Annotated in this window: 15 protein-coding genes, 1 tRNA gene and 1 pseudogene; 14 read left to right on the forward strand and 3 right to left on the reverse strand. The window is 58.1% G+C overall.

Features of this window, described 5'->3' with window-relative positions; genetic code table 11:
• Window positions 1-119 precede the first annotated feature (119 nt).
• Window positions 120-209, forward strand: a tRNA-Ser gene (locus tag RBH10_RS04865).
• A gap of 327 nt (window positions 210-536) precedes the next feature.
• Window positions 537-899, forward strand: coding sequence for a hypothetical protein (locus RBH10_RS04870; RefSeq protein ID WP_281038878.1), 363 nt, complete (start codon window positions 537-539; stop codon window positions 897-899).
• A gap of 468 nt (window positions 900-1,367) precedes the next feature.
• Here the strand turns inward: RBH10_RS04870 and RBH10_RS04875 are convergent, their stop codons facing one another.
• Together RBH10_RS04875 and RBH10_RS04880 are read right to left on the reverse strand one after the other, a co-directional pair.
• Window positions 1,368-2,357: an aldo/keto reductase gene (locus RBH10_RS04875; protein ID WP_281038726.1), complete on the reverse strand. Its 990-nt coding sequence runs from the start codon at window positions 2,355-2,357 to the stop codon at window positions 1,368-1,370.
• Window positions 2,358-2,373: 16 nt separating this feature from the next.
• On the reverse strand, window positions 2,374-3,813 hold the full coding sequence (locus RBH10_RS04880) for an MFS transporter (protein ID WP_281038727.1): 1,440 nt from the start codon (window positions 3,811-3,813) through the stop codon (window positions 2,374-2,376).
• A gap of 133 nt (window positions 3,814-3,946) precedes the next feature.
• Here RBH10_RS04880 and RBH10_RS04885 point away from each other — a divergent pair, with 133 nt between their 5' ends.
• The 7 genes from RBH10_RS04885 to RBH10_RS04915 all read left to right on the forward strand — a co-directional run bounded on the left by RBH10_RS04885 (window position 3,947) and on the right by RBH10_RS04915 (window position 9,393).
• Entirely contained in the window at window positions 3,947-4,840 is an 894-nt protein-coding gene (locus RBH10_RS04885; RefSeq protein ID WP_281038728.1) for a LysR family transcriptional regulator, read from the forward strand.
• Window positions 4,841-4,960: 120 nt separating this feature from the next.
• Window positions 4,961-6,046 (forward strand): alpha/beta fold hydrolase, encoded by a 1,086-nt coding sequence (locus RBH10_RS04890; RefSeq protein WP_281038729.1) that lies wholly within the window; start codon window positions 4,961-4,963, stop codon window positions 6,044-6,046.
• A 149-nt stretch (window positions 6,047-6,195) separates the two neighbouring features.
• On the forward strand, window positions 6,196-7,206 hold the full coding sequence (locus RBH10_RS04895; RefSeq protein WP_281038730.1) for an alpha/beta hydrolase: 1,011 nt from the start codon (window positions 6,196-6,198) through the stop codon (window positions 7,204-7,206).
• A 183-nt stretch (window positions 7,207-7,389) separates the two neighbouring features.
• Window positions 7,390-7,746: a carboxymuconolactone decarboxylase family protein gene (locus RBH10_RS04900; protein WP_281038731.1), complete on the forward strand. Its 357-nt coding sequence runs from the start codon at window positions 7,390-7,392 to the stop codon at window positions 7,744-7,746.
• A 3-nt stretch (window positions 7,747-7,749) separates the two neighbouring features.
• Window positions 7,750-8,241 (forward strand): cupin domain-containing protein, encoded by a 492-nt coding sequence (locus RBH10_RS04905; RefSeq protein ID WP_281038732.1) that lies wholly within the window; start codon window positions 7,750-7,752, stop codon window positions 8,239-8,241.
• Window positions 8,234-8,707, forward strand: a complete 474-nt coding sequence (locus RBH10_RS04910; RefSeq protein ID WP_281038733.1) for a cytochrome P460 family protein — start codon at window positions 8,234-8,236, stop codon at window positions 8,705-8,707. The genes RBH10_RS04905 and RBH10_RS04910 overlap by 8 nt, the downstream gene beginning before the upstream one ends.
• A complete protein-coding gene (locus tag RBH10_RS04915; protein ID WP_281038734.1) occupies window positions 8,704-9,393 on the forward strand; it encodes a DUF4405 domain-containing protein in 690 nt (229 codons plus the stop codon). The genes RBH10_RS04910 and RBH10_RS04915 overlap by 4 nt, the downstream gene beginning before the upstream one ends.
• 10 nt (window positions 9,394-9,403) lie before the next feature.
• Here the strand turns inward: RBH10_RS04915 and RBH10_RS04920 are convergent, their stop codons facing one another.
• Window positions 9,404-10,444 (reverse strand): LacI family DNA-binding transcriptional regulator, encoded by a 1,041-nt coding sequence (locus RBH10_RS04920; RefSeq protein ID WP_281038735.1) that lies wholly within the window; start codon window positions 10,442-10,444, stop codon window positions 9,404-9,406.
• Between the two features lie 147 nt (window positions 10,445-10,591).
• Between RBH10_RS04920 and RBH10_RS04925 the strand changes: the two genes are divergently transcribed.
• From RBH10_RS04925 to RBH10_RS04945, 5 genes and pseudogenes are all read left to right on the forward strand, one after another.
• The gene (locus tag RBH10_RS04925) at window positions 10,592-11,566 is read left to right on the forward strand and encodes a substrate-binding domain-containing protein (protein ID WP_281038736.1); all 975 of its coding nucleotides are present in this window, start codon (window positions 10,592-10,594) and stop codon (window positions 11,564-11,566) included.
• 106 nt (window positions 11,567-11,672) lie between these two features.
• Window positions 11,673-12,676: pseudogene (locus tag RBH10_RS04930) on the forward strand (ABC transporter permease).
• A gap of 8 nt (window positions 12,677-12,684) precedes the next feature.
• Window positions 12,685-13,506, forward strand: a complete 822-nt coding sequence (locus RBH10_RS04935; protein ID WP_281038737.1) for an ATP-binding cassette domain-containing protein — start codon at window positions 12,685-12,687, stop codon at window positions 13,504-13,506.
• A gap of 20 nt (window positions 13,507-13,526) precedes the next feature.
• Window positions 13,527-14,426 (forward strand): sugar phosphate isomerase/epimerase family protein, encoded by a 900-nt coding sequence (locus RBH10_RS04940; protein ID WP_281038738.1) that lies wholly within the window; start codon window positions 13,527-13,529, stop codon window positions 14,424-14,426.
• Window positions 14,427-14,565: 139 nt separating this feature from the next.
• Complete coding sequence (locus tag RBH10_RS04945; RefSeq protein ID WP_281038739.1) at window positions 14,566-15,738, forward strand: Gfo/Idh/MocA family protein; 1,173 nt, start codon at window positions 14,566-14,568, stop codon at window positions 15,736-15,738.
• Window positions 15,739-15,779 lie beyond the last annotated feature (41 nt).

Genomic DNA, 15,779 nt, shown 5'->3' on the forward strand with positions numbered 1-15,779 from the left:
CGCAGTCTTTCTCTGGTCGTGTTCATGACGAATAATTTGTGACACAAACAAGAGATTTCCCTTGTCAGTCCCGCCATTGATGTTTATGAGGAGCGCGCAACGCAAGCGTTCGCGCATGCGGAGAGGTGGCAGAGTGGTCGAATGCACCGCACTCGAAATGCGGCATACCTGCAAGGGTATCGTGGGTTCGAATCCCACCCTCTCCGCCATAAAAAATCTTGGACCGTAAGGTTTTTCCCGAAATAAGCTGTTTTCTTTGGCCGTCGATGCCTGTGCTTATTCTCCGATTTCCCTGAGGATTGTGACGTGTAGAATGTTTGGATTTAAATGCGGCCAGGATAATCCTTTGGATTCATTTTCGCGTGGACCTACGCATCGTCAACAACAACTGTTGGAGATCACGAAGGCGACGATCCGGAAGAATAGGGGATGCTGGGAAGCGCAGGCTCACATCCGCCATTGCCTCTCGCGGCGGACGCGCTATCATGACTGTGTTGTAGGGCGGTAAGCTTTGGGAGGAGCGATACGTGAGACGGATGTGGCCAGACGAATTTGCCTTTCTGCTAGACGGTGCGGAAGAGGTTGACCTGCATATTCCACCGGTGGCACACGACGATAATTCGCCCGGAGAAGCGATATCCAGGAAGGCCTTGAAAGCCCGTATCAGCCAGCAGGATTTTGAGAAGATTTGGCCTCTGGCAGAGGCCCGCTATCGGCTGAACGGCAGGTTTTCGGGCAAGGCGATTACGCTGATCGTCAACAATCCTCATTACCAGCAATGGCACCCCTCCGACGGTGGCAGCGTCGAGAGCGTCTCCGATAGCGGTCAGAAATACACGACACGCTATGTGATCGTGCACTTTCTTCTGGATGATGTTCGCGAGCTTGTTGAAGCCTGAAGTCTGCAGGGTCGGTTCTTGCCAGTGATTGGTCGAGTGGCCTCGAAAGCCATATGTCGTGACATTTCGAAACTCGGTGGTGCCGGGACAATCCTTGGCACCCCTTCGGGGTCATCCTGCGCGTGAGCTTCAATATCTGTTGGAGATCACGATGGCGACGATCAGAAAACTCATAGGAAGCTGGTAGGCTAGGTGCATCGGCGCGGTATTAGGCCTCGCTGTAAATCATTCGATACGAAGCTCGAAGCAGAAAAGCAGGCCTGCGGTCTCGAAGCTGGGTAGGCAGGTGCCGCTCCAGATACGAAAACCCTCGAGCGCACAACGCTTAGGCAGCGTCCTGAGCGCTGCCAACGGGAGGTTTCTCCTCTCAATTGCGGCTCCACTATGTGATCGTTACCGGCTCTTGCCGCATCTCCCAAATCTAAGAATTCTCAGAACATCCAGCAGGAGGTCACCATGCCGTCCATATCAGAGGCCGGTCATCTTCAGGACCGCCTCCGGAAGCCTGTTGCCGACGACTTCAATTTTCGCGAGGATCGCGTTGATTTCGGCAAGGTCGGCCGAGGTCAGTTCAAGATCGACGCTACCGAGGTTTTCTTCTAGGCGGTGCTGCTTGGTCGTGCCGGGGATCGGGACGATCCATGGCTTCTGTGCCAGTAACCAGGCAAGGGCTACCTGAGCGGGTGTCGAGTGCTTGTTGTCGGCTATGACCTTGATGGCATCGACCAGCGCGAAGTTCGCCTTGCGGGCCTCGGGGGAAAATCGGGGAACGGCATTGCGGAAATCGGTCGGGTCGAACCTGGTGTTTTCGTCGATCTTTCCCGTCAAAAAGCCAGCGCCGAGAGGGCTGAAAGGCACGAAACCGATTCCGAGTTCCTCGAGTGTGGGTAGCAACTCGGCCTCAGGCCCACGCCAGAACAGGGAATATTCGCTCTGGACGGCGGTGACGGGCTGAACGGCATGAGCCTTGCGGATGGTGCCGACACCTGCTTCGGACAGGCCGAAGTGCTTGACCTTGCCTGCATCGATCAGGTCTTTTACAGCGCCTGCGACATCCTCGATCGGAACGGCCGGATCGACGCGGTGCTGATAGAACAGGTCGATGTGATCGGTCCTCAGTCGTCTGAGGCTCGCTTCGGCGACGGCTTTGATATGCTCGGGGCGGCTATTGGTGCCGCTGCGACGTTCGCCTGTTTCAAGGTCGATGTCGAAACCGAACTTGGTGGCGATGACCACCTTGTCACGTATTGGGGTGATCGCCTCGCCGAGAAGTTCTTCGTTGACGAAAGGGCCATAAGCTTCGGCCGTGTCGAACAGCGTGATGCCTTGCTCGTGGGCGAAGCGGATCAGCTTGATCATCTCGGTCTTATCGGCAGCTGGCCCATAAGCCGAACTCATGCTCATGCAGCCAAGGCCGAGGGCGGAGACTTCGAGGGTTCCGATTTTGCGTTTTTGCATGTTTCTACTCCTTGGATCAGGCCGCACTTTCTGTCGGTACAGCCTCTGCTTCGGGGGACACCTGCCGCGCGGCGGCCGGTACGATGGTTAAAAGCGCGATCATCAATGTCGCCATAAGCATCACGGTTCCGGCGTCGAAGGCGTGCGACACACGGTAGGCGGTGAGTTCTGCGCCGCTGAGGCCGGCAGAACCGATTGCCGCAATGGCGATCAACAGGCTGAGGCCGACAGAACTGCCCATCTGGTGGGCGACATTGACCGCGCCGGATGCGGCCCCGGCATCCGAATGATCCACCCGGGCAACGCCGGAGGAGGTCAGCGGGCTCAGTGTCAGGCCCTGACTGATCCCGATCAGTATCATCGGCATTGCGATTGCAGTCCAGTAGTTGGAGCCTACACCTGCGCGGCTGAGCCAGCCCATGGCGACGATGCCGATAACCATGCCTGTAACGAGAACCAAGTTACGCCCGAAACGCTGGATGAGGCGCGGCACGATCATGGCGATCGGTACGTGCAAAATCGTGGCCGGCACGAAGGCGAGACCTGTGAGCGCCGGACGGAAGCCAGCGACTTCCTGAAGGTAAAGCGTCGTGAAAAAGAAGAACCCGACCATCGCGCCGAGATAAAGGACGCGGGCGCCGTAAGCTCCCGAACGCTCGATATCCGAAAACAGGCGAAGCGGAAGAATGGGTTGCTGTGCGCGCCGTTCGATCAAAACGAAGAGGCCAAGCAGGATGACGGAGACGATGAGGGTTGCAACGGTGATCGTGTCCCATCCCGCCTGCGCCGAACGGATGAAGCCGTAGACGAGCCCGCTCATGCCGACTGTCGAGGTGAGTGCTCCGGGAACGTCGAAGGTTCCGGGCCGTTTTCCCGTTTCGGTGATGTAGGCGCGTGCCGCGAGGATCATTGCGATGCCGATTGGCAGGTTGATCAGGAAGCCAACACGCCACGAGAGCCAGTCAGCGAGAAGGCCGCCGGCAATCAGTCCGACAGTAGCTGAAACGCCAGCGGCGGCGCTATAAAGCGACACAGCCCGGATGCGTTCTTCGCCTTCTTCGAAATTGGTCTGGAGGAGGGCCAGCGTCGAGGGTGCGAGGATAGCGGAGCCCAGCCCCTGTATCGCCCGCCATGACAGCATCCAGGCGGATGATTGTGAACCCCCGATGGCGACGGAAGCCAGCGTGAATATTGCCATGCCGATGATGAACATCCGTCGGCGTCCCAGAATGTCGCCAGCACGAGCACCCAGCAGCAGGAAGCCACCGAAGGTCAGCGTATAGGCGCTCTGTACCCAGGCGAGCCCGGCGTCGGTGAACCCCAGTTCGTGGTGGATTTTCGGAAGTCCGGTCAGCACGACCGAGATATCGAGGACGATCATCACGTAGCTGATGAGGATGATCGCGAGGATTGCGGTCTTGTTTGTGGGGGAAGTGGTGTGTTGTCTGTCTGACATCGGAGATCCGTTCTGCGCTTGGCCCCACCGTCCTTTACGGCGAGGCTGCGGTTTTGATGCCAGAAAGATATTCCTTGCCGACCTTTTCGATTAGAGGCAGTAATCGGCATGAGGCTATAAGGATACCTAATGAATGCCGCAGGAAAACTTCAACGATCTGGTCGCCTTCGTCACGGTCGCGCGTGAGCAGAGTTTTACCCGGGCGGCCGTCAAGCTGGGTGTTTCGCAGTCCGCGTTGAGCCAGACGGTGCGCAGCCTTGAGGAGCGATTGGGTCTGAGGCTGCTGACGAGAACGACGAGGCGTGTCTCACCCACGGCTGCCGGTGAACGCCTGCTCCAGACAGCAGGCCCAAGGTTCGATGAAATTCAGGCCGAGCTTTCGGCGCTCAGCGACATGCGGGATAAACCCGCGGGAACCGTGCGCATCACGGCGGGGGAACATGCCGCGATCTCCGTTCTTGCTCCCGCGCTTGACAAGATCCTTCCGAATTACCCTGATATCAGTGTCGAGATTATCGTCGACTACGGGCTGACGGACATCGTCGCAGAGCGCTACGACGCCGGAGTTCGGCTCGGCGAACAACTTGCCAAGGACATGATCGCGGTGAAGATCGGCCCGGAGATGCGCATGGCCGTGGTTGGAGCGCCATCCTATTTCCGGCAAAACCCCTGGCCGGAGGTGCCAGAGGATCTGACGGCACATAATTGCATCCAGATACGCATGCCGACCTATGGCAACATTCTCGCCTGGGAATTCGAGAAGGATGGGCATGAACTCAAGGTGAGAGTAGAAGGGCAACTCGTCTTCAACAACATCGCCATGCGCCTCGATGCCGCGAAACGGGGTCTTGGCCTTGCCTATATGCCAGAGGATCTGGTTGCGGAGGAGATTGCGAAGGGAGCGCTGATACGGGTTCTCGAAGACTGGTGTGAGCCTTTTTCCGGCTACCACCTTTATTATCCAAATCGACGCCACGCTTCTCCGGCTTTCGCTCTCCTGGTGGACGCTCTTCGATACCGCGGATGATGGGCTAATAAACTAAAAGTGATTGATAAGTGTAGCTAATGGCTTCAATCGAAAATGGATATCTAATCACCGGAATGCCGTTCGCGTAGCCTTCTTTCAACGTCATGTTGTGAGAGAGCCATGCCCAAAATTTTTACCAAAACCATTTCAGCCTTCGTATTTTCCGCCATCGCTGCATCCTCGAGCGTCGCCTTTGCCCAGACAGCGACAAAGGCCGAGCCGCTCGTCATCGAGCAGCAGGGCAGCTTCGCGGTCGGCGGCACGGTGTCGAGCAAGCCCGGCACCTATAATAACAACGCACCGACGGCCGAAGGCCAGACGCTGCATGGCGACCACGCCTATGTCTTCTATCAGGTTCCGCCAAACCCGAAGCCGCTGCCGATCGTCATGCTGCATGGCGCGTTTCAGTCGGCGCGCAGCTGGGAGACGACGCCGGACGGTCGCGAAGGCTTCCAGAATATCTTCCTGCGCCGTGGATACTCCACTTATCTCGTTGATCAGCCGCGCCGAGGCCGTGCGGGCAACAGCACGGTTGCAACGACGATCGAGCCGACACCCTATGACCAGCTCTTTTTCGACCAGTTCCGCATCGGCAAATGGCCGGACTACTTCGGTAATGTTCAGTTCTCCCGCGATCCGGCGGCGCTCGACCAGTTCCTGCGTTCGGTCACGCCGAACACCGGGCCCTACGACGCCAAGGTGATTTCCGATGCCATGTCGGCCCTGTTCGACAAGACCGGTCCTGCCATCCTGTTCACGCATTCGCAGGCAGGCGGTCCCGGCTGGCTGACGGCGATCAAGAACCCGAACGTGAAGGGCATCGTGGCGCTGGAACCCGGCAGCGGGTTTATCTTTCCGGAGGGCGAGGTGCCCCCGGATATGCCGAGCGCCGCCGGTACGCTCAAGGGTGAGGCCGTTTCCGTTTCCGACTTCGAGAAGCTGACGCGCCTGCCGATCATCATCTATTATGGCGACAACTTCCCGACTGAACCGACCGCGGAACGTGGACAGGACAACTGGCGCGTCCGGCTGGCCATGGCGAAGCTGTGGGTGGAGACAGTCAACAAGCACGGCGGCGATGCAACGCTCGTGCACCTGCCGGATATCGGCATCAAGGGCGGCACGCATTTCCTGATGTCGGACCTGAACAATGTCGAAATCGCCGATCAGGTCTCGAAATTCCTCGCCGACAAGAAGCTCGACTGATCAGCCGCGCCAGCCAGCAGACTTTATTCCCGATCCCCGACGAAACGAGGAGCCTCACTATGGCGAACGACATCATCAACGGAAAGAGACGCGAATTCCTCGGAGCATCGGCTCTTTTCATCTCCGGTGCAATATTAGGAGTGTCAACCATGACGACAACCGAAGCTGCCGCAGCCGACTACAGGCAGAACCCTTTCACGCTCGTTTATGACGGCGCGATCACGAAGAACGAGCCCGGCAAGGTGAACATCCACCCGGTAAGGTACAGACTGAACGGCCTCGACATTGTCGCCAACGTCTATACTCCGGCCAACTACGATCCCGGCAAGAAGTATCCTGCCATTGTGCTTGCGCATCCAAACGGTGGCGTGAAGGAGCAGACGACGGGCCTCTATGCCCAGCATCTGGCGGAACGGGGCTTCATCACCATCACGGCCGATGCCGCCTATCAGGGCGGAAGCGGCGGTGCGCCGCGCAATGTCGATAAGCCTCAGTTCCGCATTGAGGACATCCACGGAATGGCCGACTTCATCAGCAGCTTTGCCGGTGTGGATACGGCGCGCCTGGGGTTGCTCGGCATCTGCGGCGGTGGCGGTTATTCGCTGGCGGCGGCGAAGACCGACAAGCGCTTCAAGGCCCTGGCAACGCTCAGCATGTTCAATTCCGGGCGCGTCCGCCGCAACGGCTTCAAGGACAGCCAAATGGATACGATCCAGAAGCGCCTCCAAGTCGCCTCTGCGGCCCGTGCGCAGCAAGCGGCCGGCGGCGAAGTGCTCTATGCTGGCGACGCGAACCTCACGGATGCGCAGATCGATGCCCTGCCATTCGACCTTTATCGTCAAGGCTATCGCTACTACTGGCAAACCAATGCGCATCCCGGCTCGACATTCAAATATACGATGAGCAGCCTGATGGACCTGATGCGCTGGGATGCAACGGACGAGATCGAACTGATCGACGTTCCGTTGCTGATGATCGCCGGAAGCGAAGCCGACACGCTTTACTTGACGGAAGATGCGTTCCCCAAGGCCACCGGCACGAAGGACAAGGAACTCTTCCTGATCAAGGGTGCAAAGCATATCGAGACCTATTGGGTGCCCGAATATGTCGAAGCGGCGCTTGATAAGCTTACCCCGTTCTTCGGCCGTACGCTGGTCTGACACCTTCCGTCAGCGGTTCGCCCACCTGTGACCGCAGGTTCAGGGCTCCTGATAGCGATGGGCATCTTGATGCCCGCCGCTGCCGTCAAGCACGTGCCCAATTTAAGGAACTTCCCTTTGAAACCATTCGCCAGAAGTCTCTTTCTCGCTACGAGCATCACTCTCATCAACGGTGCCATTTCCATGACCCTAGCCCAGACAGCGACGCCTTCGGCACAGCCGGAAAAGCAGCAGACACGCGCCCAGCAGTTGATGGGCGACACCGCGCCGAAATTGGCCGAACTCACGGATGAGGTCCTTTATAACGACATCTGGGAGCGCCCCGGGATTTCCAAACGTGACCGAAGCCTCGTGACGATCACGGCGCTGATCGCGCTCAATCGTCCCGACCAGCTTCGCTCCCACATTCGTCTCGGCCTGCAGAACGGGCTGACGAAAGAAGAGATCGTCGAAACCATCACTCATATGGCGTTTTATTCGGGCTGGCCGAGCGGCGTTTCCGCCGTTGCTATCGCCAAAGACGTGTTTGCGGAGAAATAATCCATGAACACGAAATCGATGATTACCGCCGCCATGGCCTTCAGCGCCACGGCAGCATTCGCCGAACCGGATCGCGCCGTAACGGTCACCCGTTTCAGCAATCAGGCGACGACTACGGGGTCGCCGGACTATTTCACCGGTTCCGTCAAGGTGCAGTCCCGCTTCCAGACCCCATCACCGGCCCGGGTCGGTGGCGGCCTCGTATCCTTCGAACCCGCCGCCCGCACCGCGTGGCATACGCACCCTCTCGGTCAGACATTGATCGTGACGGAGGGTTCGGGGCGGGTCCAGCATTGGGATGGCGAAATCCAGGAGATCGGACCCGGAGACGTCGTGTGGATTCCTCCGGGCGTCAAACACTGGCACGGCGCTTCGCTGGAAAGCGGAATGTCGCACATCGCCGTGGCTGAAGCTCTGGACGGCAAGACAGTCGACTGGATGGAGCATGTTACCGACGAGCAGTACGGGAAGACGAACGGAGGTGTGGATGAATAAGGTCATGCAGATGGCCGGCGTTGCAGCCTTCGTAACAGGCGCCGTGTTTCTCGTTGGCATGCAGGTCCGCGCCGAGCCCACCCGGGCGACGATGCCGGACATCGACAAGCTCATCCATTATACGACGGTCGAGCGGGGCGAGGTCACAGAGCATATCATGACTACTCGCGAGGCGATCGAGGCCGTCAAGCGCGGCGATCCCATTCCCAACGGCACCCATGTGGCGCTGGCCGACTATCGTGGCGGCAAGGTCTTCCGTTACTTCATCATGGAGAAAGGCGAAGGTTGGGGACAGGATTACGACGAGAACCGCCGTACCGCCGACTGGCAATTCCAGTGGTTCAAACCGGACGGAACAATCAACATGGAGGAAAACACCGCCCGCTGTCAGCGCTGTCATACGTCGCGATCCGACAGGGACTTCTTGTACACGTTCAACGATATGCGCCGGTTCGAACTTAAATGAACGGCATCTTCCGGCTTCGCCTTGTCCTTGACTTTCTTGCAGTCGGGCTGGTCATCGCATGCCTTGCGTATTGGTGGCTGGACAACCTGTCGCACGAGCTGTTCGGTACCGTTCTTTTCACGCTGGTGATTGTTCACAACGTCTTCAATCGCCGCCGGTATGGCGGTGTGACGAAACGGAAGCTGGATGCCGTTCGCGTGGTCAATCTGGTGACGATCGCCTGTCTGGTCATCGCGATGACGATCATGCTCGTGACGAGCCTGCTGATATCCCGCGACGTCCTGTCCTTCATGGCGCTCGACGGTGCCTTCGCCGTTCGAGAAGCCCATATGTTCGCGGGATATTGGGTGCTGCTGATCATTTCCCTTCATCTAGGCACACGCTGGCAGGTCGTCATGGAAGTCTGCGGCGGGTTGATCGGCATCTCCGGTCACAATGCTTATCGTATGGCAGTCCTGCGGTTGGTGACCGTCACCATAGCCGCATGGGGCGTCAGGAGTTTCTTCGAGATGACGTTCGGATCGAAGCTGATGCTGAGCTACTCGCTGGATATGTGGGACTTCAACCAGTCGACGCTGGGGTTCTTTGTAAACTACGCCTCCATCGTCGGCCTGTTTGTGGCCGCGATGCATTACGCCCTGATGTTGATCCGAAAAATAGGTTGGAACAGGGCTTTACCGGGTTAAACAAGACAACTCACGTCCACAAACTTTCGGGCGTAAGAATATCGAACGGAACGATACGTTGTTCAATGGAGTGAGTGTCTCGGCGATCGATTAATCGAAGCATGACGTCGATCAGCTCGGTGGGCATCTTGTCGAGGGGATGAGATAATGACGCTGTAATCAGCCCCTCACCAAGCCCCTTGCGAGTTTCCGGCCCAACGTCACTACAGACGATCCTGATCTTGTTCCGCCGTTCCGGTGATAGCTCACGCATGGCTCGCAGGACGCCTGATATGCCTCCGCCATTGACGAAAATTCCTCTCATATCGGGTTCCTCCGTGATCAGTCGTCTCACGATCTCGTAGGCGTTTTCCGGAACTTCGTAGGTGAGAAGTGTTTCGCAGACCTGAAAATCGGGTGCGTTTTCACGCATATAGGACCGAAAGCTGGCATCGGCGATATCCTGGCACTGATAACGATTGCTGCCGACAAGGGGGAATACTCTTCCGGGCCCATCGGACATCTTGCTGATAAACCAGGCGGCGGTTCGTCCACGCTTCCAATTGTCAGTACCCACAAATCCGGCGCGACTGGCGGCAGACAGGTCGGTTACATATGCTACCACCGGCACCCCGCTGCCGCGCAACTCGTCAATCGCTTGGCTGACCAATGGGTGATCTGCAGTAATGATTGCGACCGCATCCGCCGACTTGCCGATTTCCAGCAGATTGGCAGAGACTGCCTCCGGGGATAGATCGTCTTCAAATATAACTTCCGGTTCGATGACGGCGTCGACCCGCCTGTGAGCCGCTGCCTTAATCCCCTCAGCCCACAGCTGATAAAGGGGTCTGTGTGACTGCTGCATGAGAAAGCTGAACCGGCGTTGTGGCAGGTTGTCTTGCTTGCGCTGACGCAACGCGCCAAGCCCGTAAAATCCGATTTTATCTGCCGCCTGCAAGATTCGCTCGACGGTGTCGGCACGCACAGAGCCCGTCCCGTGCAAAAGCCGGTTGATCGTGGACAAGCTGACCCCGGCCGTATTCGCCAGATCCGATATTGTGGGCCTATTCATCAAACGTCCTCCATGTGTCATTTGTGAATGACACTTTTTGAAACGAAATATACTTCAACGCGTCATGTTGATTTCATTTTGGCATCCTGCAAGCTACAGATCAACTCGCATTTGGTCCTTGGGGACGATGAAATGGGAGGAGAAGTTATGAAAGGAATTAAGCGCGTTTGCGCAGCGTTGCTTGCGACAACTATTGTGGCATTTGCCGTGCCTTCGGCGATGGCGGCCAATATCGCCGTTGTTGGCGGCAAGAACGATGACGCATTCTGGAACCTCATCAAAAAAGGCATTGATGACGCGCGGCTGGTCGTGGAGGCCAACGGCGGCAAGGTGAATTACCTGCGCCTTCAGACCTATGACAACTTCGCCCCCGACGTTGTCCAGCTCATTCAGACAGCCATCAGCCAGAAGGTCGACGGCCTCGTCATTCCGAACTGGGTCCCGGAAGGTGAGGATCCGGCCATCAAGGCAGCGGTTGCCACCGGCATCAAGGTTATCCTGATGAATGCGGGTGGGATCGACAAAGCCAAGGAACTTGGCGCGATCAATTATGTGGGTTCTGACGAGTATCTCGCCGGTGTGGCCGGTGGCGAATATTTCTTCAAGAACGGCAAGAAGAACGTGCTCTGTGTGAACACGGTGCCGGGCGCTGCCAATCTCGAGGCGCGCTGCAAGGGTGTCATCGATGGGATCACCAAGGCCGGTGGAACAGCCAAGCAACTGCCGTTGCCGGCAACCAGCTTCGGGGACGCGACCGCAGTTGCAGAGGCCATCAAGGCAACGCTCCTCCAGGCCGCGTCGATCGACGGGCTCATCACGATCTCCGCGGGTGATGCGGACTCGGCCGCAATTGGTATTCAGCAAGCGGGAAAGACCGAGACCACGCTTCTCGGAACCTTCGATCTCAACCAATCCGGCCTTGACCGCATCAAGCAAGGAACGCAGGGCTTTGCGATCGACCAGCAGCCTTATCTGCAGTCGCTCCTGGCAGTCACTCTTCTTGCTTCCGCAATCGACTTCGGAACGGTTCTTCCAACGTCTCCGGTGCTGACCGGCCCGGGCATCGTCGACAAGTCGAATATCGAAGCAACCTTGACGGGTGTCTCGAAGGGTGTGCGCTGACGCTAATCAATGTCTCGCGTCGATCCGCTGCAGCAGCGGTGGATCGACGGTGCATCCGCACCGTGAACGCTGATTGGCGACAGACCAATTCTCTGGGAGGAATTACATGAAAAACCTGTCCCTGGGCGATCTTATTCGACGCCCTGAATCCGGCGCCATCCTTGGCCTCGCTTTCGTGCTCATCTTCTTTGTCGTTTTCGGGAGCATAGAATTCCTCAAGCCGGCAGGTGCGGCTAGCTGGCTAAACGTTGCGGCAAATCTTGGCATCATAGCGATCCCTGTCGGGTTGCTGATGATTTCCGGCGAGCTGGATATTTCCATCGGCGCAATGATCCCGGCGGGCGCGCTTACGGTCGCAATCATTACCGGTCACTATCACATGCCGATCTGGATGGGCATTCTGGGCGCTTTGAGCCTGGGCCTGGTGGTTGGCCTGATCAACGGCTTTCTGGTCATCCGTACCGTGGTGCCATCGCTAATCGTGACACTGGGGACCTTGTTCGCGGTACAGGGGCTGATCCTCGGCTTTTCCGTGCTGCTTACCGGAACGACAAGCGTGGCGCTTAGCCCTGCTGAGTCCGGCGTCATTGCAAAGTCGCTGTTCGGCTCCTTTGTTGGCGGTAGCTTCCAGGTAACGATTTTCTGGTGGCTCGCGCTGACGGCGCTCTACATTTTCTATGTCCACTTTTCGCCTTTCGGAAACTGGATCTTCGCCATGGGCGGTGACCGTGTCAGCGCAAGAAACGCCGGCATTCCGACCGACAGGCTTACCGTGACGCTGTTCGTGCTGTCGTCGGTCAGCGCCGCTTTTGTCGGCATGTGTCAGGCCATCCTCTTCAACGTCGCGCAGGTCTCGGCCGGCATGACCTTTATTTTCAACTCCATCATCGCGGTCGTGGTCGGCGGAGTTCTGCTCACGGGGGCTTTGGCTCAATCGTCGGTATCTTTCTCGGGACGGTCACCTTCGCGATCGTCAATCAGGGCATCTACTTCACGACGTTTGACCGCAACTGGTCGAGCTTGATCATCGGCGTCATGCTGTTGTTGGCGGTGTTGATGAACAACACGTTCCGCATCATGGCCCTGACCTACTCGCCGAAGAAGAAGTGAGGTCAGCTATGAGCACTCCAATTCTCGAACTCAGAAACGTCAATAAGTCTTTCGGCCCGATCGACGTTCTCAATGATATTTCGCTCCAGGTTAATGCCGGCGAGGTCCTGTGCCTCCTCGGCGACAACGGAGCCGGAAAGTCCACCCTCATCAAAACGCTGGCGGGTGTCTACAAGCCCAATACCGGCGAGGTGCTGATGGATGGAAAGCCAGTGGACTTCCAGGGGCCTCGCGAAGCTCAACAGATGGGCATCTCGACCGTGCACCAGTTCGGCGGGACCTTTCCCCTGATGAGTATCGGTCGCTCGTTCTTCATCGGAGCGGAGCCGACAAAGGGTTTCTGGCCCTTCAAGGTCTACGATCGGAGGAAGGCCAACGAGATAGCGGTAAAGGCTGTTCAGGAGTTTGGCATAACCCGGATCGATGACGGTGACCGGTTGATCGGCGGTCTTTCAGGCGGCGAACGTCAGTCGCTTGCGATCGCTCGCGCGGTCCATTTCGGCGCCCGTGTTCTCATCCTTGACGAGCCGACTGCGGCGCTCGGTGTCAAACAGGCATCCCACGTCCTTCGCATCGTCCTCGAAGCAAAGAAGCGCGGCATAGCCGTCATCTTCATCACGCACCAGGTGACGCATGCAATGGCCGTGGGCGACCATTTCGCGGTCCTCATCCGCGGAGCAGTCGCCGCCAATTTCCGAAAGGGTGAAAAGACCCGCGAAGAAATTACCGATCTCATGGCAGGCGGCGAGGCGCTAGCGAACCTGGGTGCCGAAGTCGAAAGCTACATGGCGACGCATGAAGGGCATCCGCCCTCTGTGACGCGCAACTGAATGAACAGGGAAATAGACCCATGAAAATCGCCATAGACCCGTTTATGCATCGCCATCTCAGCCTCGAGGCTCTTCCGACCAAGGTGAAAGAGCTAGGCTTTGACTGGATCGAACTCTCGCCCCGCGCGGACTTCCTCGAATGGTTCAAAGCGCCACGCGTTTTTCCGGAACGTATCAAGACCTTCAAGAAGGCGCTGAAGGACGCTGACGTTGGCATCGCCTCGATCCTGCCTATGTATCGCTGGGCCTCCAATGACGAGACCGAGCGACAGGCAGCGGTCAAGCACTGGAAGCGCGCCATCGAAATTGCGGTCGAGATGGAAGTCGATACGATGAACTCCGAATTCGGCCGCGGCCCGCATCCCGACAAGGGGTCATGCTATTGCTGCCATACCGGCTCGATGATCGAGGCCTGCGAGGATGCCTGGTGGCGCTCCATGGAAGAGCTGGTGCCGATCTTCGAGCGTGAAGGCATCAACCTGCATGTGGAGCCGCACCCGGAAGACTGGTGCGAGACGCTGCAGCCGGCACTCGACATCATCCGCACCGTCAATTCGAAGAATGTGAAATTTCTCTATTGCGCGCCTCACACCTTCTATTTCGGCGACGACACCAAGGCGATGCTGCGCGAAGCGAAGGATGTGCTCGCCCATGTGCATGTCGGCGATACCTTCAACCACAAGGCCAGCTCCGGCCTTCGCTACATTCTCAACCCGCCTGGCACCCAGGCGCGGGTGCACCAGCACTTGAACATCGGGCAGGGCGAGGTTCCGTGGGATGATTTCTTCGGCACGCTCTCCGAGATCGGCTTCGACGGCATCGTAACTTCCTGCGTCTTCGCGTGGGAGGACAAGGCCGATGAGTCCGGGCGGTTCATGTGCTCCGAAATCAGCAGATACATCGACAAGTATCAGAAGTGAGGCCTGGGATGCGGCCTCAATAGTCCACCAGAGGGCGGGCTTCTTACAATGACTGTTTGCGCAACCGGCGGGCCCTGTCCGCCGATCGGCGGAGCTATGCCAAACACCAGAGCCGGCGTATGCCGGAGGAGTAACTGAAATGATCAATGGTGAAAGACTTATCTCGCGCCCGCTTCGTTGGGGCATGGTTGGCGGCGGCCGGACCGGTCAGGTTGGCTACAAGCACCGCACCGGCGCATTGCGTGACGGCACCTATCGTCTGGTGGCGGGCGCATTCGACCTCGACGCTGCTCGGGGCCGTGACTTTGGTGTCAACCTCGGCGTAGAGGCGGACCGTTGCTACGACGACTACAGGGAACTGATCGCTAGGGAGACGGTACGCGAAGATGGCGTCGAGGTCGTTTCGATCGCGACGCCCAATTTCACCCACTACGAAATCACCAAGGCGTGCCTGGAAGCCGGTATCCATGTGATTTGCGAAAAGCCGCTGTTCTTCACTGTCGCCGAGTGCGAGGAAATCGAGAAACTGGCGAACGATAAGGGGCTTATCGTAGGGGTCACTTACGGCTTCACTGGTCATCCGCTTGTGCATCAGATGGCGGCCATGGTTGCCAGGGGCATGCTGGGCGATATTCGCATCGTCGATCTTCAATATACCCACGGATTCAATGCCGGCGATGATGTCGGTGCTCCGGAAGCCGTCAAGTGGCGCACCAATCCGAAAACCGCAGGCCCTACCTTCGTCCTCGGCGATATCGGGACGCACCTCTACTACCTGTCCGAAATCGTGTTGCCGCACCTGAAGATCGAGAAGCTCCTCTGTGACCGCAAGGCGTTCATCCCGACCCGCGCGCCACTGGAAGACCATGCGACTGTGCTCACGCACTACGACAACGGTGCTCGCGGTCGTCTGTGGGTCTCGTCTGTCAATGCCGGAAACATGGGCTCGCAACGATACCGCTTCGTCGGTTCCAAGGCGTCCGTGGAATGGTCGGACAGCCATCCTGACCAGCTGTTCTACGACGTACAGGGAGAGCCGAACCGCATTCTGCACCACGGCATGCCGTATCTTGAAGAGGAGAGCCTTGCCGTCGACCGGATGGGAGCACTTCACACGGAGGGCCTCGGCGACAGTTGGTCGAACATCTATCTCTGGATCGCTCAGGCCATCGACGCCAGGAAACGCGGTGATGAAACCTTCCTCCAGACCCACCACTATCCCGGCATCAAGGCTGGCACGGAAGGCGTGCGTTGGCTGGAGAACTGCGTTCGCTCGGCAGATGCCGGCGCCGCCTGGGTTGACTTCAAGTAGTTGCTCCCCGGGGGGCGTGCATACCTCCCAGGCGCGCCTCC

It is taken from the genome of Rhizobium sp. AN73, from assembly GCF_030757975.1.
Taxonomy (GTDB): Bacteria; Pseudomonadota; Alphaproteobacteria; order Rhizobiales; family Rhizobiaceae; genus Agrobacterium; species Agrobacterium arsenijevicii.